Origin of the sequence: Oceanisphaera sp., from assembly GCF_048268965.1 — a bacterium.
In the GTDB taxonomy this organism is placed as follows: domain Bacteria; phylum Pseudomonadota; class Gammaproteobacteria; order Enterobacterales; family Aeromonadaceae; genus Oceanimonas.
In genome coordinates this window covers 253256-275964 of record NZ_JBLWUK010000001.1, presented here as the reverse complement: position 1 = coordinate 275964, position 22709 = coordinate 253256, and the positions used below count along the sequence as shown (strand labels likewise).

Here is a 22709-nt window from a genome sequence, read left to right as displayed (position 1 = left end):
CGGTTAAGTTTTGTTCGAGTTAAACGCGTTTAGCCGAACCCGAAGGGCAGCGCTTGTGGGGGCTTTCTACTGCGTTATCGCTTATTTGTGGAGAATGACTACACGGCATAAGCGCTGCCTTGTATAACGTCCCCACAAACTGCTGCAAAAATCATCTCGAAAGGTCAACAGACCCTAATCAGGCCGGACATTGTTTTGCATTTAACCTTCAGGCAGATCGTTATTATCGCCAATGGTAATGCGGTTTGCCTCCGCCAGGCTGATAATGCCCAGTCGTACCTTGTTGAGCGCCGCTTGCCGAAGGCTGATCATGCCCGAGTCGGCGGCGGTGCGGGCCAGGGTTAACGAGTCGGCACCACTGACAATCAGCTCGGCCAGCATGTTATTCATGGGCAGTACTTCATAAATGCCGGTTCGTCCCTTGTAGCCGTCGGTACAGAGCTCGCAGCCGCTGGCCTGGTAAAGTGTCGCCTCGTTATCAAGGCCAAACAGCTGTTGGTTGCTCGATGACTCAGCCACCTTGCAATGCGGGCACAGCTTTCTCGCCAGTCGCTGGGCAATAATCAGGCTGATCGAAGCAGCAATATTATAGGCGGCCAGTCCCATGTTTCTGAGCCGGGTCAGGGTCTCGGCTGCGGAGTTGGTGTGCAGGGTCGACAGCACCAGGTGCCCGGTTTGTGCCGCCTTGACCGCTATTTCGGCGGTTTCCAGGTCGCGGATCTCTCCCACCATAATAATATCGGGATCCTGTCGCAAAAAGGCGCGCAACGTATAGGCAAAGCTCAGCCCGGCTTTGGGGTTGATTTGTACCTGATTAATGCCCGGCATGATGATTTCTACCGGATCTTCGGCGGTGGATATATTGGCGCTGACCGTGTTCAGCATGCTCAAGCCGGTATAAAGCGAGACAGTTTTTCCCGAGCCGGTCGGGCCCGTGACCAGGATCATGCCCTGGGACTGATTGAGGGCGGCCAGATAAAGCTGTTTTTGGTGTGGTTCAAAGCCAAGCTGGTCGATATCCAGCTTGATGGCAGCACTGTCAAGCAGACGCAGCACGACTTTTTCTCCGCTTTGGGTCGGCAGGCTGCTCATCCGCATGTCTATCGACTTTTTTTGCGTTAATTTCAGCTTGATGCGGCCATCCTGTGGCAGTCTGCGTTCTGCAATATCGAGTTGAGCCATGACCTTGAGCCGGGCGGCAAAACGAGTGGCCAGGCCGATAGGCGGCGAGGCAATGTCGTGCAGCATGCCGTCGATGCGAAAACGAATGCGATAAAAGCGCTCATAGGGTTCGAAGTGCACATCCGAGGCCTGACGGCGCACCGCTTCCAGCATGACGTTATGGATATAGCGCACTATGGGAGCATCCTCATCCTGACTGTCTAGCGAGGTATCAGCGTCAGCCGTGTCATCCGCCAGCTCGAGATCAACCATATCGCCGCTTTCCACTTCCTCCATCTGCAGGCTGGTGCTGTTGCCATGGTGCAGCTGGTTGAGTAACAGTGAAAGCTTGGACTCTTCTACCAGCCTGGCATCGGTCACGATATTGAAGCGAAAGCTGAAGTCGTCCAGAGCCGCCAGGTTGGTGGGATCTGCCATGGCCAGATACAGGATGTTGTTCTGCAAGAAGAGCGGTAATGCGTGGTGACGTTCAATGAGGTCCATGCTGAGATATTGTGGTGGCAGCGACTCCGGAGTGACCTGATCCAGGTCGAGCAGGGCCAGTCCATATTGTTGCACGCAAAACTGTGCCAGTTCCTGGCTGGAGATCAGCTGGCGCTCAACCAGGGTGCTGCTCAGGGGTTTGCCTTCCTGGCGAGCCTGGGTGAGGGCCATCTCCAGTAGCCGGGAGTTGATTAATGACGACTGCTGCAGGCTCTTGGCCAGACCGCTGTGTCTGATATCCATGGCGATCTATCAACACAAGCCGGCAGTGACGCAGGACGTTGCATCATCAGGTGAGGGATTATTTACCCATTTCACTCGGCCGTTCTCGGCAGTGCCCACCATGACAAAGGTCTTATTGCCTACCTCGCTGTTGCCGGTTGCGGTAATGGTCCAGGAGTCTTTATCACTATCAGGGGCAGTCACGGCTACGCTGGTTACAATACCGTCTGGCAGGCCAAGGGTGGCATTGTTGGCGACTGCTGCGCAGTTGGAACCACCGGTTTGCACGCAGATATCAATGGCGAGTTTGGCGGGGCCGGTGGCGGCGATCACTTCGGTAAACCGGGCGCGTTGGGTGTAGGTTTGATAGGAGGGGAGAGCCACGGCGGCCAAGGTGGCGACAATGGCGACCACTATCATCAGTTCAATCAGCGTAAAGCCACTGTTAGGGCGATGGATACCATGCTTCTTCATAATGTCATCCTGACTAATAAAGTAGAGCCGGCAGATGCCAATAAGAGTGTTGTTACTGTGTAACATATAGCAAGGATTAGGGGTTCTGGCTAATGTTTGACCACAAAGGCCATAAAAAGTGAAGGGGAAAGTATGAGGGGGCAGCCCTTACCCTTCACTTTTAACACCAAACTGAGTAAGTAACTGGTCTATTTAGCTGCTCTGGAAAGGCCGAACGAAGGGTCTACTCCACCGACACGCTGCAAGCACATCCCTGTGGCGCTCAAACACATGACCTCCTTGTCATGTGATGGTCGGTGGAGTAGATCCCTTCATCCGCCCCCAGCTGCGGAGTTGCCTGTAGGTGCTATCTACAGACAACTCGGTGCTTGTGGAGAGGCAACAGAGTTCGGCTCCCACGACCGTGAAATGACAGGGATGTCATTTCCCGAGCCCCCAAGGATGGGTTTATGGCGTGTCGTGGGAGTTGACTCTGTTTCCTCTGGTACTCAGCTTTAAAATAGATCATGTTTTTACTTAGATTGGTATAACACTACTTTTTTAATCTTGATTTCTCCGGGTATTCCGTGGCCAGAGACGCTTTAGTGTTTGTACTCTGTCTTTCGGCAACGGGGCCGCTTACAGTTGCTTAAGAAAATCCCAGTCAAATCCGGTGCCCGGATCGGTTTTTCTCCCCGGGGCAATATCGCTGTGGCCGACGATGCGCTCTGTGGTTATGGCGGGGAACCGGGCCTGCAATAGCCGGGTAACCGCCGTGAGCTGCCGGTATTGTGCGGCGGTAAAGCGGTCGGTATCCGTGCCTTCCAGCTCGATGCCAATGGCAAAGTCGTTACAGCGGGCACGGCCATTAAAATCAGACTGGCCGGCATGCCAGGCGCGCTTGTTGAAAGGCACGTATTGCACCAATTCGCCATCGCGGCGAATCAGGCAGTGGGCCGACACGCGCAACAGATGAATATCGGCAAAGTAAGGGTCGTCGTCCGGGTTCAGGTTACCCAGAAACAGCTGGTCTATGTAGGGGCCGCCATAGCGTGCCGGTGGCAGGCTGATGCTGTGTATCACCAGGAGCGACACTTCGCCTTCCGGGCGCTCGTCATGATGAGGAGAGGGGCAGTGGCGGGCGGGGGTTAACCAGAAATCCGCATTCATGGTCAGAGGTAGAGTCATATTGGCACATATAATAGTGAGGCTTGTCGATATACTAAAAGCCTTGGTATCAAAGGAGCAAGCACCGGAGGTGAGGGAATGAGTCGCGAAGCCAATATGCAGCGCCGGCTGGGAAGAATTATGTGGATCCTGGCCTGGGGGCTGGCGCTGGCACTACTGACTTGGTACTTTCAGCAAGAGTTGGCCGAGGATCATAATCCCAACCAGCAGATACAGCGCCTGGACGCCCAGACGATAGTGCTTAAACAAAATCGTCAGGGGCATTATCTGGCCAGCGGCGAGCTGAACAAGGAGCCGGTGGTATTTTTGCTGGATACCGGGGCTTCCCAGGTTGCCATACCCCAGGCACTGGCTGCCGACTTGCACCTGGTGGCGGGCCGGCCGCTCAGGCTGAACACGGCGGCGGGAACGGTAACAGGCTATCGCACTCGAGTAAAAAGCCTGTCTTTGGGCCCGTTCACCTTGTACGATCTGGAGGCGGTGATCATGCCTGCGGACAGTACCGAGATCCTGCTGGGGATGAACGCCCTGCGTCAGTTCGAGCTGACACAGCGGGGCGAACAGATGACCATCAGACGATAAATACCCTTGTAAACGAACAACATGCCCATCACACGGGCTGCTGATGGCATCAAGCTGTGATACGCAGCGAGTGAATACCAAAGTTAGAATCAACAGACATAACTTAGAGTCAACAGACATAACAATGCAAAGTTGGACAACAGGCTGAATAAAAATGCTGAATGCTATGCTGGAACAAGAAATACGTTTTAATGTGACCGCCGCTCTTAGTGAAGATCTGGGCGGAACCCTGGACCCTGCTCGGGACATTACGGCCCAATTGTTGCCAGAACAACAACAGGTGGTGGCTCATTTGATTACCCGGGAAGACGGCATCTTTTGTGGCCGGGCCTTCGCCGAGGAAACCTTTCTGCAGTTGGGGGGAGCAGTGGCGCTTGATTGGAACGTGGCAGACGGAGATGCCATCGTTGCCAATCAGCGTTTGTTGACGCTCACCGGCCCGGCCCGGGCGATTATGACGGGCGAGCGTACCGCGCTTAATTTTATTCAGACCCTGTCGGCGGTGGCCAGCGTAACCCGGCGCTATGTCGATCAGCTGGCCGGCACCCAATGCCGCTTGCTGGACACCCGCAAAACGCTCCCCGGGCTGCGCCAGGCCCTGAAGTACGCCGTGACTTGCGGTGGTGGCCATAATCATCGCCTGGGGCTGTATGACGCCTATCTGATTAAAGAAAATCATATCTTTGCCTGTGGAGGGATCGACAAGGCGGTCGCCGAAGCGCGTCGTTTGCAGCCGGAAAAATCGGTTGAGGTCGAGGTGGAATCCCTGGCCGAACTGGAGCAGGCGCTCAATGCCGGTGCCGACATCATCATGCTCGACAACTTCACGACCGACGATATGCGCACGGCGGTCGCCACCAGTGCCGGTCGCGCGCAACTGGAAGTGTCGGGTAACGTGACCCTGGACACCATAGCCGCCTATGCCGCCACCGGTGTGGACTTCATCTCGGTCGGCGCACTTACCAAGCATGTGCAGGCGCTGGATCTGTCACTGCGAGTACAAGCTTAAAAGACTGCGGGGAGTGAAGGAAAAGTCGTTCTGTTTCTTTCCCTCACTCCTCACCTTTTCCTCCCGAATCTCCCCGCTCAGCACTACTTTTTTGGTCTTACCAATCGATTTGCTGGTGTTTTTACAACATTGGACTAGCTTTACTTATCGATGGCTCCCGGCTGGTTAATTTTGCCTCTATTGTATGCAACCTTAATTAATTTATTGGACATATCATCCTCGCTCTGATACCTTTTTTTAACAGTGTAAATTGGTCTTACCAATGTAGTAGTGGAGTTAAATGTCGAATCAGCGGATCAAACAGCCGAAACTCGCCGACACCATTGCCGCCAAAATCGAGCAGATGATAGTTGAAGGCAGCCTGCAGCCCGGACAACGACTGTTGCCGGAGCGGGAGCTTGCCGATCAGTTCGCGGTATCGCGACCTTCGGTGCGGGAGGCCATTCAAAAGCTGGAGGCGCGAGGTCTGGTGTCCCGACGTCAGGGGGGCGGCACCTATGTGCAGAACGCCCTGACCAAGGGCCTGGCCGATCCCCTGTTTCAACTGCTGACCGAACACCCCGAGTCACAATACGACCTGCTGGAATTTCGCCATACCATGGAAGGCATTTCCGCCTTTTATGCCGCCATGCGTGGCAACGAGGCCGACTTCGATGCTATTCGCGCGGCCCAGCAGGCCATTATTACCGCTCAGGAAAAAGGTGATCTGGCCGGCGAGGCCAAATATGCCGCCGAGTTCTACCTGGCGGTGGCCGCGGCCGCCCACAACGTGGTGCTGCTGCACCTGCTGCGGGCCATTCAGCCGATGCTGGAGTCCAGCATCTTGCGCAATATCAAGATTCTTAACCGGCGCGCCGGTATGGTGGAGAGGATTCGCGTGCATCGCGCCAATCTGATCCAGAGCATATTGGCTCGCGAGCCGGAACAGGCCAGGGATGCTTGTCATGAGCACCTGGCCTTTATCGAAGAAACCCTGCTCGACATTCAACGTGAAGAGACCCGCATTCAGCGTTCTTTACGTCGACATCGACAGCAGGACTGACAATGCCTTCGGCAATAACGAAACCCATGGGCATGAGCCCCAAACGAGATAGGAAACAGCCATGTCTGATATCCTGAACAACGATGTGGATCCAATAGAAACTCAAGAGTGGTTAGACGCACTTGAGTCGTTGATCCGTCAAGAAGGACCTGAGCGCGCCCAGTATATTTATGAGCGTCTCACCACCAAAGCCATCAAGTCCGGTGTGGCTGTGGCCAGAAATGCCCACGCAGATTACGTCAACAGCATCAAGTCTGAAGACGAACCTGAGTACCCGGGTAACTGGGATCTGGAACGTCGTATCCGCGCTATAATCCGCTGGAACTCGGTGATGATCGTGCTGCGCGGCTCCCAGAAAGATCTGGACCTGGGGGGACACATGTCTTCCTACTCATCCAGTGCCACCATGTACGAAGTGGGCTTTAACCACTTCTACCGCGCCCGCAACGAAAAAGACGGCGGCGACCTGGTATTCTTCCAGGGCCATATCTCGCCCGGTATTTATGCTCGTGCCTTTGCCGAAGGCCGCTTGACCGCAGCCCAGCTGGACATGTTCCGCCAGGAAGTTGACGGCAAGGGAATTCCTTCTTACCCGCACCCGAAACTGATGCCTGACTTCTGGCAGTTCCCGACCGTCTCCATGGGTCTGGGTCCGATCAATGCCATCTATCAGGCGCGTTTCCTCAAGTATCTGACCAACCGTGGCCTGAAAGACTGCTCCGAACAGCGCGTTTACGCCTACCTGGGCGACGGCGAGATGGACGAGCCGGAATCCAAGGGTGCGATCACCATCGCCGCCCGCGAAAAGCTGGACAACCTGTGCTTCGTCATCAACTGTAACCTGCAGCGTCTGGATGGTCCCGTTATCGGTAACGGCAAGATCATCGACGAGCTGGACGGTATCTTCAACGGTGCCGGCTGGAACGTGGTCAAGGTGATCTGGGGTCGTCGCTGGGACGAGCTGATCGCCAGAGACAAGAGCGGCAAGCTGGTTCAGCTGATGAACGAAACCCTGGATGGTGACTACCAGACCTTCAAGTCCAAAGACGGTGCCTACGTGCGCGAGCACTTCTTCGGCAAATATCCCGAGACCCTGGAACTGGTCAAGGATATGTCCGACGAAGAAATCTTCGCCCTTAACCGGGGTGGCCACGATCCGGCCAAGATGTATGCGGCCTATAAAAATGCGGCCGACACCAAAGGCAAGCCGACCGTTATTCTGGCCAAGACCATCAAGGGTTACGGCATGGGTGAAGCGGCCGAAGGCAAGAACATTGCCCACCAGGTCAAGAAGATGGATCTGTCTTCCATCAAGCACTTCCGCGATCGTTTCAACATCGAAGTCAGCGACGAAGAACTGCCCAGCCTGCCTTACATCGAAATCAAGGAAGGCACCCGCGAGCACGAATACCTGCACGCTCGTCGCCAGGCGCTGAAAGGCTATGTGCCTACCCGTTTGGTGGAGTCTACCGACCAGCTGCAAATCCCCGAGCTGTCCGAGTTCCAGTCGCTGCTGGAAGAGCAGAAGCGTGAAGTCTCTACCACAATGGCGTTTGTGCGTGCCCTGAACATCATGCTCAAGAACAAGTCCATTGGTGAGCGCATCGTGCCGATCCTGGCCGATGAAGCCCGTACCTTTGGTATGGAAGGTCTGTTCCGTCAAATCGGTATCTACAGCCCCAACGGTCAGCAATATACCCCGCAAGACCGTGAGCAGGTGGCTTACTACAAGGAAGACATCAAGGGTCAGGTACTGCAGGAAGGTATCAACGAGCTGGGCGCCACTTCTTCGTGGCTGGCAGCGGCTACCTCTTACAGCACCAACGACTTCCCGATGATTCCGTTCTACATCTATTACTCGATGTTCGGTTTCCAGCGTGTGGGTGACCTGTGCTGGCTGGCCGGTGACCAACAGGCTCGCGGCTTCATGATCGGCGGAACTTCCGGTCGTACTACCCTGAACGGTGAAGGTCTGCAGCACGAAGATGGCCACAGCCACATTCAGGCGGGCGTGATCCCGAGCTGTATCTCCTACGACCCAACCTATGTGTACGAAGTTGCCGTTATCGTACAGGATGGTCTGCGTCGCATGTATGGCGAAAACCCGGAAAACATCTACTACTACATCACGACGCTGAACGAAAACTATCATCAGCCCGCGATGCCGGAAGGTGCCGAAGAAGGTATCCGCAAGGGTATCTACAAGCTGGATACCGTTGCCGGTGACAAAGGCCAGGTACAGCTGATGGGTTCAGGCACCATACTGAACGACGTGCGTGAAGCGGCCAAGATCCTGTCTGAAGAGTACGGCATTGGTTCCGACGTCTTCAGTGTGCCTTCGTTCAACGAACTGACCCGTGACGGTCAGGACTGTGAGCGCTGGAACATGCTGCACCCAACCGAAACACCACGCGTCCCTTACATCGCCCAGGTAATGGGTGAAGCACCTGCCATTGCAGCGACCGACTACATGAAGAACTATGCCGAGCAGGTTCGTGCCTTCATGCCGTCTGCCAGCTACAAGGTGCTGGGTACCGATGGTTACGGTCGTTCCGACAGCCGTGAAAACCTGCGTCGTCATTTCGAAGTGAACAAGCACTATGTGGTGATTGCAGCACTGACCGAACTGGCCAAGCAAGGTACGCTGGACAAGCAAGTCGTCGTCGACGCCATTGCCAAATACGGCATCGATGCCGACAAGATCAACCCGCTGTACGCATAAGGGGTAATACATGTCTAAAGATATTCTGGTGCCAGATATCGGCGCAGACGAGGTAGAAGTGACCGAAATCCTGGTGGCCGTTGGCGACAAGGTTGAAGAAGAACAGTCACTGCTCACCGTGGAAGGCGACAAGGCTTCCATGGAAATACCTGCCCCGAGTGCGGGTGTGGTTAAAGAAATCAAGATTGCCATTGGTGACTCGGTAAATACCGGTTCATTGATCATGGTATTCGAAGCAGAGGGCGGCGCCGCCGCCCCGGCAGAGCAGGTGCCTGTGGCTGAAGCCCCCGCCGCAGCCGCTGCTCCTGCTGCAGCGGCACGCAAAGACGTCGCTGTGCCCGATATCGGTGATGACGAAGTTGAAGTAACCGAAATCAACGTGGCCGTTGGCGATACCGTTACCGAAGAGCAGACGCTGATTAGCGTAGAAGGCGACAAGGCTTCTATGGAAATCCCGTCCCCCTTTGCCGGTAAAGTGGTTGAGATCAAAACCGCCGTAGGCGACAAGGTCAACACTGGCTCGCTGATCATGGTCTTCGAAGTGGCGGGCGAGGCGGCGACCGCTGCCCCTGCAGCCGCACCGGCCGAGTCTGCTCCTGCAGCGGCGCCTGCTGCCCCGCAAGCCAAAGACGTCAACGTCCCCGACATTGGCGGTGACGAAGTCGAAGTGACCGAAATCATGGTCGCCGTGGGTGACACCGTTGCCGCCGAACAGTCCATTCTGAACGTAGAAGGTGACAAGGCGTCAATGGAAGTGCCTGCACCTTTTGGCGGTGTGGTGAAAGAAATCAAGATTGCCGTGGGCGACAAGGTGAATACCGGATCCCTGGTGATGGTATTTGAAGTGGCCGGTGAAGCGCCCAAAGCCGCGGCTCCTGCAGCTGCAGCTCCGGCTGCGGCGCCTGCCAAGGCAGAAGCCCCGAAAGCCGCGGCACCAGCAGCCGCGACCGCTGCCAAGGCCGAGTTCGTCGAGAACAGCGCTTACGTGCACGCCACCCCAGTGGTGCGTCGCCTGGCCCGTGAGTTTGGCGTTGACCTGTCCAAGGTTGCCGCTACCGGTCCCAAGAGCCGTATTCTGAAAGAAGACGTCCAGACCTACGTCAAGGGCATCATCAAGCAGGTTGCTGCTCAGCCTGCCGGTGTTGCAGTTGCTGGCGGCGGTATGGAAGTGCTGGCATGGCCAAAAGTAGATTTCGCCAAGTTTGGTGAGATTGAAGAAGTGCCCCTGACCCGCATTCAGAAGATTTCCGGCCCCAACCTGCATCGCAACTGGGTGAAAATCCCCCACGTGACGCAGTTTGACGAAACCGATATCACCGAGCTGGAAGCGTTCCGCAAGTCGGAGAACGCCATCGCCGACAAGCAGAAGCTGGGCTACAAGATCTCTCCGCTGATCTTCATCATGAAGGCCGCCGCCAAAGCGCTGGAAGCCTACCCCAGATTCTGCTCTTCACTGTCGGCAGACGGTCAGTCGCTGGTGATGAAGAAGTACATCCACATCGGTGTGGCGGTTGATACGCCAAACGGTCTGGTGGTTCCGGTTGTTCGCGACGTCAACAAGAAAGGCATTCGCGAGCTGGCACTGGAACTGGGTGAAATCTCCAAGAAGGCTCGTGACGGCAAGCTGACGGCTTCCGACATGCAAGGCGGCTGCTTCACCATTTCGTCTTTGGGCGGTATTGGTGGCACCCAGTTCACGCCTATCGTGAATGCGCCTGAAGTGGCCATTCTGGGTGTGTCCAAGTCGAGCATGAAACCGGTATGGAACGGCAAGGAATTCGAGCCGAGACTGATGCAGCCGCTGGCTCTGTCTTATGACCACCGGGTGATTGACGGCGCCGATGGTGCTCGTTTCATCACTATGTTGAGTGGTGTGTTAAGCGACCTTCGTCGTTTAGCCCTTTAATGTGACAAGGCAGGCATTTGCCTGCCTTATTACTTTCTTTTCTATAGCAGAACAGTAAACTTTAGCTCGTTTCATTTGTTGTGGCCGTATTGAGTCTAGGCTATCGAGGCCATTGCTTGAACGGGGCTAAAAATCATAATAGAGGTCACCATGAGTCAAGAAGTCAAAGCTCAGGTTGTAGTATTGGGCGCGGGCCCTGCCGGTTATTCTGCCGCTTTCCGCGCAGCCGATCTGGGTCTGGAAACCGTAATCGTTGAACGTTATGCAACTCTGGGTGGCGTGTGTCTGAATGTGGGCTGTATTCCGTCCAAAGCCTTATTGCACATCGCTAAAGTCATCGAAGAATCCAAGATGATGGCCAGCCATGGTGTGACGTTTGGCGAGCCTAACATCGATCTGGACCAGATACGTGCGCACAAAGAAAAAGTGATCGGACAGCTGACCCAGGGCTTGGGCGGCATGGCCAAGATGCGCAAGGTTAAGGTCGTGAACGGTTTTGCCAAGTTCACCGGCGCCAACACCATGGTCGTGGAAGGCGAGGGTGGCAACACCACCATCAACTTCGACAACGCCATTATTGCGGCCGGCTCGCGTCCTATCCAGCTGCCTTTCATCCCCCACGAAGATCCGCGCATATGGGATTCTACCGACGCCCTCGAGCTGAAAGAAGTGCCCGAGAAGCTGCTGGTCATGGGTGGCGGTATTATCGGTCTGGAAATGGGTACCGTATATTACTCGCTGGGCTCCAAGATCGACGTGGTCGAGATGTTCGACCAGGTGATCCCCGCTGCCGATAAAGATCTCATCAAGATCTACAGCAGACAGGTGAAAAACAAGTTCAACCTGATGCTGCAAACCAAGGTTACCGCCGTAGAAGCCAAAGACGACGGCATTCACGTGACCATGGAAAACAAGAAGGGCGAGAGCTCCACCCTCGTTTATGACGCCGTACTGGTGGCCATCGGTCGTACTCCTAACGGTAAGTCGCTGGACGCCGAAAAAGCCGGTGTTAATGTCGATGAGCGTGGCTTCATCAACGTGGACAAGCAGCTGCGTACCAACGTACCGCACATCTACGCCATCGGCGACATCGTTGGCCAACCTATGCTGGCCCACAAGGGTGTGCACGAAGGTCATGTGGCCGCCGAAGTCATTGCCGGCATGAAGCATTACTTCGATCCTAAAGTGATTCCGTCGATCGCGTATACCGAGCCGGAAGTTGCCTGGGTCGGTGTGACCGAGAAAGAAGCCAAAGAGCAGGGCCTGAATGTTGAAGTGGCCAGCTTCCCGTGGGCGGCGTCGGGTCGAGCCATCGCTTCCGACTCTTCTTACGGCATGACCAAGCTGATTTTCGACAAAGACACCCAACGCGTACTGGGTGGTGCCACCATTGGTACCAACGCCGGTGAGCTGCTGGGCGAAATCGGTCTGGCCATCGAAATGGGTGCCGACGCCGAAGATATCGCGCTGACCATCCACGCTCACCCGACTCTGCACGAGTCTGTGGGTATGGCAGCCGAGGTTTTCGAAGGCACCATTACCGATATGCCAAACGCCAAGGCCAAGAAAAAGAAGAAGTAAGCTTCTCTGTTATTGGTTAATGAAACGCCCGGCCTGTGCCGGGCGTTTTTGTTATCGCCCCACTGAAACCCGGGCAACAACCCCACGCCGCCCTTGAGGGACGGTGCTTTTACCCGACAGCCTGCGGCTCAGCACAGTGCACAGGCGCTGCATTTTCTGGCGGGGCGCCTTACAATAAATGCACCTTGCCGTCCTCGAGTCGCCATTATCATGCGCCATTATCTGTTGTGTTTATTGTTATTGCTGAACGTCGGCTTTGTGCATGCCCAGGCGCAGGAGCAGAGCGGATCCGTCATGAATGGGCCAGCCGACGGTGCGGCCGGCGTGTTGCCGTCAGCGCCTGGCGGGCGGCCCAAAATTGCCCTGGTCCTCAGCGGCGGCGGCGCCAAGGGAGCGGCCCATATCGGGGTGATCAAGGTGCTGGAAGCGTTACGGATCCCCGTGGATATCGTTACGGGCACCAGCATGGGCGCCTATGTGGCCGGCATGTACGCATTGGGGCTGGACGCCAGTGAACTGGAGCAGCAACTGCTGGCCCAGGACTGGAATCAGGGTTACCAGGACAAGGTCGGGCGCGACGAGTTGTCACTGCGCCGCAAGCGACAAAACGATGAGTTTTTATTGCGCACCGATATCGGTATCAACCAGAACTGGCAGCTGAGTTTGCCCGGGGGCTTTTTTCAGGGGCAGGCCATGGGCGCCTTGCTGCGTAGCAGCACCCTGAATTTACCCGGCCTGCACAGTTTCGACGATTTACCCATTCCCTACCGCGCCGTGGCGACCGACATGGAAACCGTGACTCCTGTGGTGTTGCAAGAGGGACACCTGGCCACAGTGATGCAGGCTTCCATGTCGGTACCCGGGGTGTTGCAGCCGGTAGAAATTGATGACCGCCTGCTGGCCGATGGCGGTGTGGTGAATAATATGCCGGTGGACGTGGCCCGGGAGCTGGGCGCCGACATAGTGATAGCGGTGGATATTGGTGATGCCATGCTGCCTCGGGCCGAGCTGGACGGCGCCCTGGCCATGATCAGCCAGCTTACCAATTATCTCACGCGCTCGGGTACCGAGCGCCAGATTGCCCTGATGCAGGAGAAGGATACTCTGATCAGCCCCGCCATCGACGGCATAGGCGTGGGGAGTTTTGAGCTGATGCCCGAGGCGATTCGTCGGGGAGAGCTGGCAGCGCAAAGCTTGCAGCCCCAGCTGCAGGCTTTATCCCTGAGCGAGCAGGATTACCTTGCCTACCAGTCCGAAAAGCTGGACAGAAGGGCGCAACTGCAACGATCCAATGCGGTGTATCTGGATCGGATAGAGGTGAAAAACCGCTCCAAGCTCAGCGAAAAAGTGATCCTGGATGTCTTGGGTCTGGTGCCGGATCAATTCCATCAAACCGCCGCTCTGGAAGAGGGGGTACGTCGGCTCTATGCCCTGGATGCCTTCGAACGGGTGAGCTATCGCATCGAAGAAGAAGCTGGCGAGCAGGTATTGACGGTGCAAACCAGTGAAAAAGGCTGGGGCCCGGGCTTTATCGATTTAAAATTTGCCCTGGAGGATGATTTTACCAACCGCTCCAATTATGAAATAGGTGCCCAGTTTCGGCGTACCAATATCAATATGCTGGGTGGAGAATGGCTGGTGGAAGCGACCTTTGGCAGCAACAAACAGGTGGCCAGTGAAATCTATACCCCGATAGTGTCCGATTACGATGTGTTCTGGAAATTGCGTGGCGAGTATGAACAGCGTCAGCGCAATTTCTTCTTTGATGTCATGGATCCGCAGTACGAGCTGTTTCGGCCCCTCACCAGCCTGGAGGTGGACTATGCCACCTGGAGTGTCAATACCGAACTGGGTTACAACTTGCAGCCCTGGAGTGAGCTGGCGCTGGGCGTACAGGGTTTGCTCGGCAGCATAGGCGCACGCAGTGTCGGCCAGAAGCTGGATGTCGACTCCGTGGGGCCTTACCTGCGCTTTGGTTACGACACCCTGGACAATGTGTTCTTTCCCTCCCGTGGCGCGGCGGTAGAAATGCAGCTGGGGTATTTTCGCAATAGCCTGGAACTGGATGAGGGCCGTGACAGTGTGACCGGAATCGACTACGAACTGGAATGGCTGCAGCCTTACGCATTCAACCGCCATACCCTGATCAGCAAGCTGGCGCTGGGCGGCTCGAGCGCCGAGCAGGGAGTGCCGGTCTTTGCTCGCAGCCTGGGGGGGCTGTTCAACTTGTCTGGCTATCAGCGCGACCAACTCAGCGGGCGCTACAGCGGCTTTGCCGGCCTCTTGTATCACTACCGCTGGTTTGACAACGACTTTGGTGCCTTTCGTTCACCGGTTTATCTCGGTGGTTCCCTCGAGCGGGGCGGGGTGTGGAACACGGGGGCCGAGGTGAGCTGGGAGTCCGCCCTTACCGCGGGCAGCATGTTTATCGGTGTCGATACCAACTGGGGACCCCTGTATCTGGCTTATGGCCATGGAGAGGGCGATAAAAGCAGTATTTACCTGTACTTCGGTAACCTGTTCAGTTTTTGATGTTAATGGCGAGTTTGTGTGATTGAGCCGACAAATCCAGAGAATAGCGGCTGTGAAAACATCGGCTCAATCCCGTATTGGCGCAAAGGAAAGAGGGGCTGGATTTTAATTCAGCGTTAAAACTTATATACTGCTGCGGCATCCGCAAGAGTGTTTGTAGTCAGGCCTAACCGCTGAATACAAACCCCCAACAAGGATATTTCCGCCCGAGATGGCGAATGATAATAAGAGGATACAGTCGTGCTTGAAGCCTATCGTAAACACGTCGAAGAACGTGCCGCCGAGGGGATTGTTGCCAAACCCCTCGACGCAGAGCAAGTTGCCGCCCTGGTTGAATTACTCAAAAACCCTCCCGCCGGCGAAGAATCCTTCCTTTATGAATTACTGTCTACCCGTATACCACCAGGTGTGGATGAAGCCGCTTACGTTAAAGCCGGCTTTCTAGCCGCCGTCGCCAAAGGCGAAGCGAGCTCTCCCGTGGTGTCTGCCGAGCAGGCCACCGAGCTGCTCGGCACCATGCAGGGCGGTTATAACATAGCGCCTTTGGTTGAGTTGCTGGACGTTGAGGCACTGGCACCCATTGCGGCGCATGCCCTGAGCCACACCCTGCTGATGTTTGACGCCTTTCACGACGTGGAAGAAAAAGCCAAGGCGGGCAATGCCTTTGCCAAGCAGGTAATGCAGTCCTGGGCCGAGGCCGAGTGGTTCCTCGAGCGCCCCAAGCTGGCCGACAAGATCACCATGACGGTATTCAAGGTGTCTGGCGAAACCAACACCGATGACCTGTCTCCTGCTCAGGATGCCTGGTCACGCCCCGACATTCCGCTGCACGCTCAGGCGATGCTGAAAAACGCCCGTCCCGGCATAGAGCCGGACGAAGATGGCGTGATTGGCCCCATCAAAGCGATCGCTACCCTGAAAGAAAAGGGCTTTCCGCTGGTGTATGTGGGTGACGTGGTCGGTACCGGCTCCAGCCGCAAGTCTGCCACCAACTCCGTGCTGTGGCACATGGGCGACGACATTCCTTTCGTTCCCAACAAGCGGGCCGGTGGCATCTGTATCGGTAACAAAATTGCCCCCATCTTCTTCAACACCATGGAAGATGCCGGTGCGCTGCCGATTGAATGCGATGTTGCCAAGCTGAACACAGGTGATGTGATCGACATTTATCCTTATGAAGGCAAAGTCTGTCGTCATAACAGCGATGAAGTACTGAGCACTTTCACCCTGAAAACCGATGTGCTGCTGGATGAAGTCCGCGCCGGCGGCCGTATTCCGCTGATTATCGGCCGTGGCCTGACCGACAAGGCCCGTGAATCTCTGGGGCTGGAAACCTCTACCGTGTTCAAGCGTCCTGCTGCGGTAGTGGCGTCTGACAAAGGTTTCACCCTGGCACAAAAAATGGTGGGCAAGGCGTGCGGCGTGAAAGGTGTGCGCCCCCATCAGTATTGTGAGCCTAAAATGACCACGGTCGGCTCCCAGGACACCACAGGCCCCATGACCCGGGACGAGCTGAAAGACCTGGCGTGCCTGGGCTTTTCTGCCGATCTGACCATGCAGTCGTTCTGTCATACCTCGGCATACCCCAAGCCGATTGACGTGAACACCCACCACACGCTGCCGGATTTCATCATGAACCGCGGCGGTGTGTCTCTGCGTCCGGGTGATGGTGTAATTCACTCCTGGCTGAACCGCATGTTGCTGCCCGATACCGTAGGTACCGGTGGTGACTCCCACACCCGTTTCCCGATTGGTATTTCCTTCCCTGCGGGCTCGGGTCTGGTGGCGTTTGCCGCGGCCACCGGTGTCATGCCGCTGGATATGCCGGAATCGGTACTGGTTCGCTTTAAAGGCGAAATGCAGCCGGGTATCACGCTGCGTGACCTGGTGCATGCCATTCCGTATTACGGTATTCAAAATGGCCTGTTGACCGTGGCCAAAGAAGGCAAGATCAACGAGTTTTCCGGCCGAGTAGTAGAAATTGAAGGCCTGCCACAGCTGAAAGTCGAGCAGGCGTTTGAGCTGGCCGATGCCACGGCCGAGCGCTCCGCCGCCGGTTGTACCATCAAGCTGGACAAAGAGCCGATTGCCGAATACCTCAGCTCCAACATAGTGATGCTGAAGTGGATGATTTCCGAAGGCTATGGCGATCGTCGCACCATAGAGCGTCGCATCAAGGGCATGGAAGAGTGGCTGGCCAACCCAGAGTTGCTGGAAGCCGATGCCGATGCCGAATACGCCCATGTGCTGGAAATCGACATGAGCGAGATCAAAGAGCCGATTCTGTGCGCGCCAAACGATCCGGACGATGCTCGTCTGCTGTCCGAGGTAACGGGTGAAGTCATTGAAGAGGTCTTTATCGGCTCTTGCATGACCAACATCGGTCACTTCCGTGCTGCCGGCAAGCTGCTGGACAAGTACACCGGCCAGCTGCCGACTCGTCTGTGGGTGGCTCCGCCAACCAAGATGGACAAGGATCAGCTGACCAGTGAAGGTTACTACGGCATCTTCGGCCGGGTAGGGGCTCGTATCGAGACTCCCGGGTGCTCGCTGTGCATGGGTAACCAGGCGCGCGTTGCCGATAACAGTACTGTGGTGTCCACTTCTACCCGTAACTTCCCTAACCGGTTGGGTAAAGGTGCCAACGTGTATCTGGCCTCCGCCGAGCTGGCGGCCGTTGCGGCCATTCACGGCAAACTGCCCACCGTCGCCGAGTACCTGACGTATGCCGAGCAGCTGAATGCGACGGCAGCCGATACTTATCGTTATTTGAACTTCGATGAGTTGGACAGCTACGTAGAAAAAGCCGATACGGTCATAGTGCAACAAGCCCTCTGATTGACTTGCTCAATCGCATGATAAAAAGCCAGCCTAGCGCTGGCTTTTTCATGCCCAGCCCTCAACACTGCCTCACGCCTCACGCCTCACGCCTCACGCCTCACGCCTCACGCCTCACGCCTCACGCCTCACGCCTCACGCCTCACGCCTCATTTAAAAAACCACGGAACTTTTTGAAAAAAGAGAGAATAGGGTTGATCTGAATCAACAACTGAATGAGAATGACTCGCCTTTAGATTCAGTTGTTTTTCATTTCACTTTCCAAGGAGTTGTCAGTGCCCAGCTATATTCAGTCTTCTTCTCGCCCTCCCCGCAAAATCCTGGTGCCTGCCGTCGGGCTGGCGGTGGCTTCCCTGGCCACGGCGGCGCAAACCCATGCACAAAGTGTTACCCAGCTCGACACCATTACCGTGCAAGAATCCCGGGAGCAGGGTTACAAGACCAGTCAATCGGCTTCCAGCAAATACGTCAAACCCCTGCTGGACACCCCACAAACCGTCACCGTTGTGCCCAAGGAAGTCATGAAGGAGCAGCAGGCGTTAAGCTTGCGTCAGGTGTTGTCCAATGTCTCGGGTATTACCTTTGATGCCGGCGAGGGCGGCGGTGGCTCTGGCGACAAAATCAATATTCGCGGCTTTAGTGCCAACTCCAATATGCAAATTGATGGCCTGCGTGACAGCAGCCAGAACAACCGCACCGACACCTTCAATATTGAACAGGTAGAAGTGCTCAAAGGTCCCAACTCGGTATTTGGTGGTGCCGGTACCACAGGTGGTGCCATCAACCAGGTGAGCAAGGCGCCCAAGCTGCGAGACTTTGCCGAAATCGGTGCCAGCCTGGGCACGGATAACTATCGCCGGCTGACGCTGGATGCCAACAAAACCCTGGATGATGTCGGCGTAGACAGTGCGTTTCGCATCAACCTGATGGCCCATGAAAATAACGTGCCGGGCCGTAACGATATCGACCGCGAACGCTTTGGTATCGCACCATCGGTGACTATCGGCTTGAGCGAAGAAACCCGCGCCACCTTGAGCTACTTCCATCAAACCGACGATAATCTGCCCGACTATGGCCTGCCGGCCCGGGACGGCAAGGTGCTGCCAGGCGTGGATCGGGAAAACTATTATGGCTGGCGCAACCTGGATGAAGAAAAAATCCAGTCCGATGCCATTACCCTCAAGCTGGAGCACGAGCTGAGCGACACCACCCGTATCGAAAACCAGACCCGCTATAGCCGAGTCGACCGAGATACCACTATTTCTGCTTCGCATGTGAATACCGAGGGGCTGGCTCCGGGTCGTTACAAGCCAAGCGGACCCCAGGCCTATCGGCGGGATGCTCAGACCGATTTGTGGGTCAACCAACTGGGGCTAAGCACCGAATTCAATACCGGTAGCTTTGAACATGACCTTCTGGTCGGCGGAGAAATATCTCGCGAGACTTATGATCTGACCAAGGGCAGCTACGGTATCGATAAAGATAGCGTCTTTGATCTTTATAACCCACCAGGTACCTGGACTGGTGCTACTAACTATGCAGACAGTGGTGGCACCGATGCCGAGCTGGATACCAAGGCATTGTATGTATTCGATACCATTGGCCTGGCACCGAAATGGGATTTAAGCCTGGGGCTGCGTCACGACTGGATCTCGGGTGAGACCAGCGACAAGATCAATGGCGAGACCATCAGCACCAGCGACCAGATGTTCAGCGGCCGAGCCGGTATCGTTTACAAGCCCGCCGACAATGGCCGTGTTTACCTCGCCTACGGTACCTCTTTCAACCCGTCGGCCGAGGCATTGGCCACTTCCGGCAGCTTGCCTAATTATGGTGCGGCTGGCGTTGAAGATCTCAGCCCCGAGAAGAACAAAACCTGGGAGCTGGGTACCAAGTGGGAGCTGTTGGACGGCCGCCTGGGAGTGGACGGCGCCTTGTTCCGCGTTGATAAAACCAATGCCCGAGAGACAGACGCTAATGATAATTTAGTATCGGCTGGCGAGCAGCGGGTACAGGGCGTAGAACTTGGCCTGACCGGTGAAATTACCGAACAATGGAAACTGTTTGCCAACTATACTTTGCTCGACAGTGAAACTCTGGCGTCTGTGGGTGAGCCACAAAAAGGCGGTCGCTCGCCGGTAGGGCAGCCATTGGGCAATACCCCACGCAATAGCGCTAACCTGTGGACGACCTACGAGTTGGCGCCAGGCGTAGAAGTGGGCTACGGCGCCCGTTATGTGGGCTCTCGCCATGTAGCGCCCGATGTAGAAGCCAAGCTGGACAGCTATTGGGTGCACAATGCCATGGCCTCTTATCAGGTGAATGATGCCTTCAGCCTGCAGCTGAACGTGAACAACCTGTTTGACGAAGAGTATGTAGAGCGGGTTCGTGGTCGCCCCGGCCTTGATAACCGCAGCTCTGCCGTTGAGCTGGGTGATGGTCGCTCGGCGGTCTTGTCTGCCAACTACCGCTTCTAAGACTTACGCTTTACGCTATACGCCGTACGTTAAAGATAAACATCATCTTTCTCCGTACGGCGTTTAACGTATAGCGTACAGCTTTAATCAAGCCCCTAACGGGGCTTTCATCGTTTAACCGAGTGACTTTATTATGATGTTACACATACCTGATGTGCTCAGCGCCGAACAGCTGGCCGAGTGCCGCGAATTGTTACTGGCGGCGTCCTGGGGGGATGGCAAAAGCACCGCCGGCTTTCAGTCGTCACTGGCAAAAAACAACTTGCAGCTGCCGGAAGATGACGAGCATGCCCGCTATATTGGCAACATGATCACCACGGCCTTATCCAATCATCCCTTGTTTGTGGCGGGCGCCTTGCCGGCAAAAATATTTCCTCCTTTGTTCAACTGTTACCAGGGTGGCCAGTCATTCGGGGTGCATGTCGATAATAGCATTCGTTTTAATCGCGCGACCGGCGAGCCGATTCGTACCGATTTATCGGCCACGCTGTTTTTTTGTGAGCCCGAGGAATACGAAGGAGGCGAGCTGGTCGTCGAAGACAGCTATGGGGCCCATAGCGTTAAATTGCCGGCGGGAGACCTGATTTTATATCCATCCACCAGCCTGCACCATGTCAAACCGGTCACCGCCGGAGCCAGAATCAGCTCGTTTTTCTGGATCCAGAGTATGGTGCGCGATGACGGCCAACGCACCCTGCTGTTTGATTTGGACACCAGCATACAGCAGGTTAACCAGCAGCTGGGCGCCGACAGTGACACCAGTATTCAACTGACCGGGGTGTATCACAACCTGTTGCGCCGCTGGGCGTTATGAATAGTGAGCGGTGAGGCGTGAGGTGTCAAAAGTGAGGAGTCTCCGGCAGCTCGGCCTTTGACTCCTTACTATTAACGCCTTACTCCTGACACCTTCCCCATAAAAAAGCCGACCGGGCAAACAGGCTCCCGGTCGGCTTTTATGTTGTGTGGTAAAAATCTATCAGCTCAGGGTTTTCTGCTGCAGCGCTTCGGTCTCTTGTTGCTCTTCGGTCGCCTTAACCTGAGGGCTCAGCGGCATGACGATATTCAGTATGATGGCCACAATACCGCCTGCTGCCATGCCTGATGAAAAGACGTTTTTCACCAGATCGGGCATAAACTGTAAAATCTCGGGAACCTGAGAGACACCCAGACCCACACCAAAAGAAATGGCCATGATGAACAAGGCGCGTCTGTCCAGGCGTTCGCGTGACAGGATCCGCACTCCGGCGGCGGCAATAGAGCCAAACATCACCAGAGTTGCGCCACCCAGTACCGGCTCGGGAATGCGTTGTACCAGGGTACTAATGGCGGGGAACAAGCCCATTAATACCAGAATGCCCGCCACAAAGAAGCCGACATGGCGACTGGCCACGCCCGTCATCTGGATCACGCCGTTGTTCTGGCTGAAGGTAGACACAGGAAAGGTATTAAAGACGGAGGCCAGCGACGAGTTGATGCCGTCACCCAGTACACAACCTTTAATACGCTTCATGTAAGTGGTGCCGGAGACCGGTTCGCCGGAGACTTCCGAGGTTGCCGTGGTATCGCCTATGCTTTCCAGCGCGGTAATTAAAAATACCAGTACCAGCGGAATAAACAGCGAAGCTTCAAAGCCCAGGCCATATTGCAGCGGAATAGGGAAGGCGATAGCAGGCGTGTCACCTACCTCTGCAGGTGGCAGTTTACCCATGTACCAGGCCAGCAGGGTGCCGGCCACCATGGCCACCAGAATAGAAGAAAGACGAATATAAGGATTGGGGATGCAGTTCATGATCACGATAATCCCCAGCACGGTACCGGCTAATGCCAGGTTCTCCAGCGAACCAAAGGTGCCGTCCGCCATGGCACCAAAACCACCGCCAATGGAGGTCAGGCCTATCTGGATCAGGGTCAGGCCAATAAGGGTTACGATAATGCCGCTGACCAGGGGAGAAATAATACGACGTGCCAGGTGTAAAAAGCGTGACAGTATCATCTCGGTGGGGGCGGCCAGCAAGGCGGTGCCAAAAATGGCTGCCAGCATGGCTTCGGTGCTCACACCACCATCTTTCATCGCCAAGCCACTGGCAATAATGGGACCTAAAAAGTTGAAGCTGGTGCCCTGAATGGACAACAGACCGGTGCCCACCGGGCCAAAGCGTTTCATTTGAATAAAGGAGGCCACCCCGGTAATAAACAGCGACATGCTGATGATGTGCGCGGTATCGGCGGCGGGAATACCCAGGGTCTGGCAGATGATCAGCGGCGGCGTAATCACGGCGACAAACAGAGCCAGCAAGTGCTGCACGGCGGCAAAAAGAGACTGAATAAAAGGTGGCTTGTCGTGTAACTTGTAGACAAGTTCCTGTTGGTTGATCTGATTACTCGTGCTGTGACTCATGATGTCTGCGTTCCAATAAAGTGTACTGTTGATTAACCTGTTGGCTCGTTGTGCTTATAGCTGGCCGCTTGTAGACGTAATGCTAAGAAGTGGT

Annotated in this window: 14 protein-coding genes; 10 read left to right on the top strand and 4 right to left on the bottom strand. The window is 55.6% G+C overall.

Annotated elements, in window-relative coordinates:
* Positions 1–201: 201 nt before the first annotated feature.
* The 3 genes from pilB to ampD form a co-directional block, all read right to left on the bottom strand.
* The gene (gene pilB / locus ACN0VL_RS01200) at positions 202–1908 is read right to left on the bottom strand and encodes a type IV-A pilus assembly ATPase PilB (RefSeq protein ID WP_417614298.1); all 1707 of its coding nucleotides are present in this window, start codon (positions 1906–1908) and stop codon (positions 202–204) included.
* A 9-nt stretch (positions 1909–1917) separates the two neighbouring features.
* The gene (locus ACN0VL_RS01195) at positions 1918–2361 is read right to left on the bottom strand and encodes a pilin (RefSeq protein ID WP_417614296.1); all 444 of its coding nucleotides are present in this window, start codon (positions 2359–2361) and stop codon (positions 1918–1920) included.
* Positions 2362–2979: 618 nt separating this feature from the next.
* Positions 2980–3528 carry a 1,6-anhydro-N-acetylmuramyl-L-alanine amidase AmpD gene (ampD, locus tag ACN0VL_RS01190; protein WP_417614294.1) on the bottom strand — a complete coding sequence of 183 codons (549 nt, stop codon included), beginning with the start codon at positions 3526–3528 and terminating at the stop codon, positions 2980–2982.
* Positions 3529–3606: 78 nt separating this feature from the next.
* Here ampD and ACN0VL_RS01185 point away from each other — a divergent pair, with 78 nt between their 5' ends.
* From ACN0VL_RS01185 to ACN0VL_RS01140, 10 genes are all read left to right on the top strand, one after another.
* Positions 3607–4110, top strand: a complete 504-nt coding sequence (locus tag ACN0VL_RS01185; RefSeq protein WP_417614292.1) for a retropepsin-like aspartic protease family protein — start codon at positions 3607–3609, stop codon at positions 4108–4110.
* Positions 4111–4276: 166 nt separating this feature from the next.
* Positions 4277–5119 carry a carboxylating nicotinate-nucleotide diphosphorylase gene (nadC, locus tag ACN0VL_RS01180; RefSeq protein ID WP_417614318.1) on the top strand — a complete coding sequence of 281 codons (843 nt, stop codon included), beginning with the start codon at positions 4277–4279 and terminating at the stop codon, positions 5117–5119.
* Positions 5120–5399: 280 nt separating this feature from the next.
* Positions 5400–6161, top strand: a complete 762-nt coding sequence (gene pdhR / locus ACN0VL_RS01175) for a pyruvate dehydrogenase complex transcriptional repressor PdhR (protein ID WP_417614290.1) — start codon at positions 5400–5402, stop codon at positions 6159–6161.
* Between the two features lie 61 nt (positions 6162–6222).
* Positions 6223–8883 carry a pyruvate dehydrogenase (acetyl-transferring), homodimeric type gene (gene aceE, locus ACN0VL_RS01170; protein ID WP_417614288.1) on the top strand — a complete coding sequence of 887 codons (2661 nt, stop codon included), beginning with the start codon at positions 6223–6225 and terminating at the stop codon, positions 8881–8883.
* 10 nt (positions 8884–8893) lie between these two features.
* A complete protein-coding gene (aceF, locus tag ACN0VL_RS01165) occupies positions 8894–10789 on the top strand; it encodes a pyruvate dehydrogenase complex dihydrolipoyllysine-residue acetyltransferase (RefSeq protein WP_417614286.1) in 1896 nt (631 codons plus the stop codon).
* 150 nt (positions 10790–10939) lie between these two features.
* Entirely contained in the window at positions 10940–12370 is a 1431-nt protein-coding gene (lpdA, locus tag ACN0VL_RS01160; protein WP_417614285.1) for a dihydrolipoyl dehydrogenase, read from the top strand.
* A 210-nt stretch (positions 12371–12580) separates the two neighbouring features.
* Entirely contained in the window at positions 12581–14902 is a 2322-nt protein-coding gene (locus ACN0VL_RS01155) for a patatin-like phospholipase family protein (protein ID WP_417614283.1), read from the top strand.
* A gap of 240 nt (positions 14903–15142) precedes the next feature.
* On the top strand, positions 15143–17740 hold the full coding sequence (gene acnB, locus ACN0VL_RS01150) for a bifunctional aconitate hydratase 2/2-methylisocitrate dehydratase (RefSeq protein WP_417614281.1): 2598 nt from the start codon (positions 15143–15145) through the stop codon (positions 17738–17740).
* A 275-nt stretch (positions 17741–18015) separates the two neighbouring features.
* Positions 18016–20217 (top strand): TonB-dependent receptor, encoded by a 2202-nt coding sequence (locus ACN0VL_RS01145; RefSeq protein WP_417614279.1) that lies wholly within the window; start codon positions 18016–18018, stop codon positions 20215–20217.
* 133 nt (positions 20218–20350) lie between these two features.
* Entirely contained in the window at positions 20351–21031 is a 681-nt protein-coding gene (locus ACN0VL_RS01140) for a Fe2+-dependent dioxygenase (protein ID WP_417614277.1), read from the top strand.
* Positions 21032–21193: 162 nt separating this feature from the next.
* On the opposite strand, the gene ACN0VL_RS01135 is transcribed toward ACN0VL_RS01140, so the two are convergent.
* A complete protein-coding gene (locus ACN0VL_RS01135) occupies positions 21194–22615 on the bottom strand; it encodes a uracil-xanthine permease family protein (protein ID WP_417614275.1) in 1422 nt (473 codons plus the stop codon).
* Positions 22616–22709: the final 94 nt, after the last annotated feature.

Coding starts and splice junctions, on each gene's coding strand:
- ACN0VL_RS01135 (WP_417614275.1), bottom strand. CDS start 22,615: ATGAGTCACAGCACGAGTAATCAGATCAACCAACAGGAACTTGTCTAC.
- aceF (WP_417614286.1), top strand. CDS start 8,894: ATGTCTAAAGATATTCTGGTGCCAGATATCGGCGCAGACGAGGTAGAA.
- ACN0VL_RS01140 (WP_417614277.1), top strand. CDS start 20,351: ATGATGTTACACATACCTGATGTGCTCAGCGCCGAACAGCTGGCCGAG.
- pdhR (WP_417614290.1), top strand. CDS start 5,400: ATGTCGAATCAGCGGATCAAACAGCCGAAACTCGCCGACACCATTGCC.
- aceE (WP_417614288.1), top strand. CDS start 6,223: ATGTCTGATATCCTGAACAACGATGTGGATCCAATAGAAACTCAAGAG.
- lpdA (WP_417614285.1), top strand. CDS start 10,940: ATGAGTCAAGAAGTCAAAGCTCAGGTTGTAGTATTGGGCGCGGGCCCT.
- ACN0VL_RS01155 (WP_417614283.1), top strand. CDS start 12,581: ATGCGCCATTATCTGTTGTGTTTATTGTTATTGCTGAACGTCGGCTTT.
- nadC (WP_417614318.1), top strand. CDS start 4,277: ATGCTGGAACAAGAAATACGTTTTAATGTGACCGCCGCTCTTAGTGAA.
- pilB (WP_417614298.1), bottom strand. CDS start 1,908: ATGGATATCAGACACAGCGGTCTGGCCAAGAGCCTGCAGCAGTCGTCA.
- ampD (WP_417614294.1), bottom strand. CDS start 3,528: ATGACTCTACCTCTGACCATGAATGCGGATTTCTGGTTAACCCCCGCC.
- ACN0VL_RS01195 (WP_417614296.1), bottom strand. CDS start 2,361: ATGAAGAAGCATGGTATCCATCGCCCTAACAGTGGCTTTACGCTGATT.
- ACN0VL_RS01185 (WP_417614292.1), top strand. CDS start 3,607: ATGAGTCGCGAAGCCAATATGCAGCGCCGGCTGGGAAGAATTATGTGG.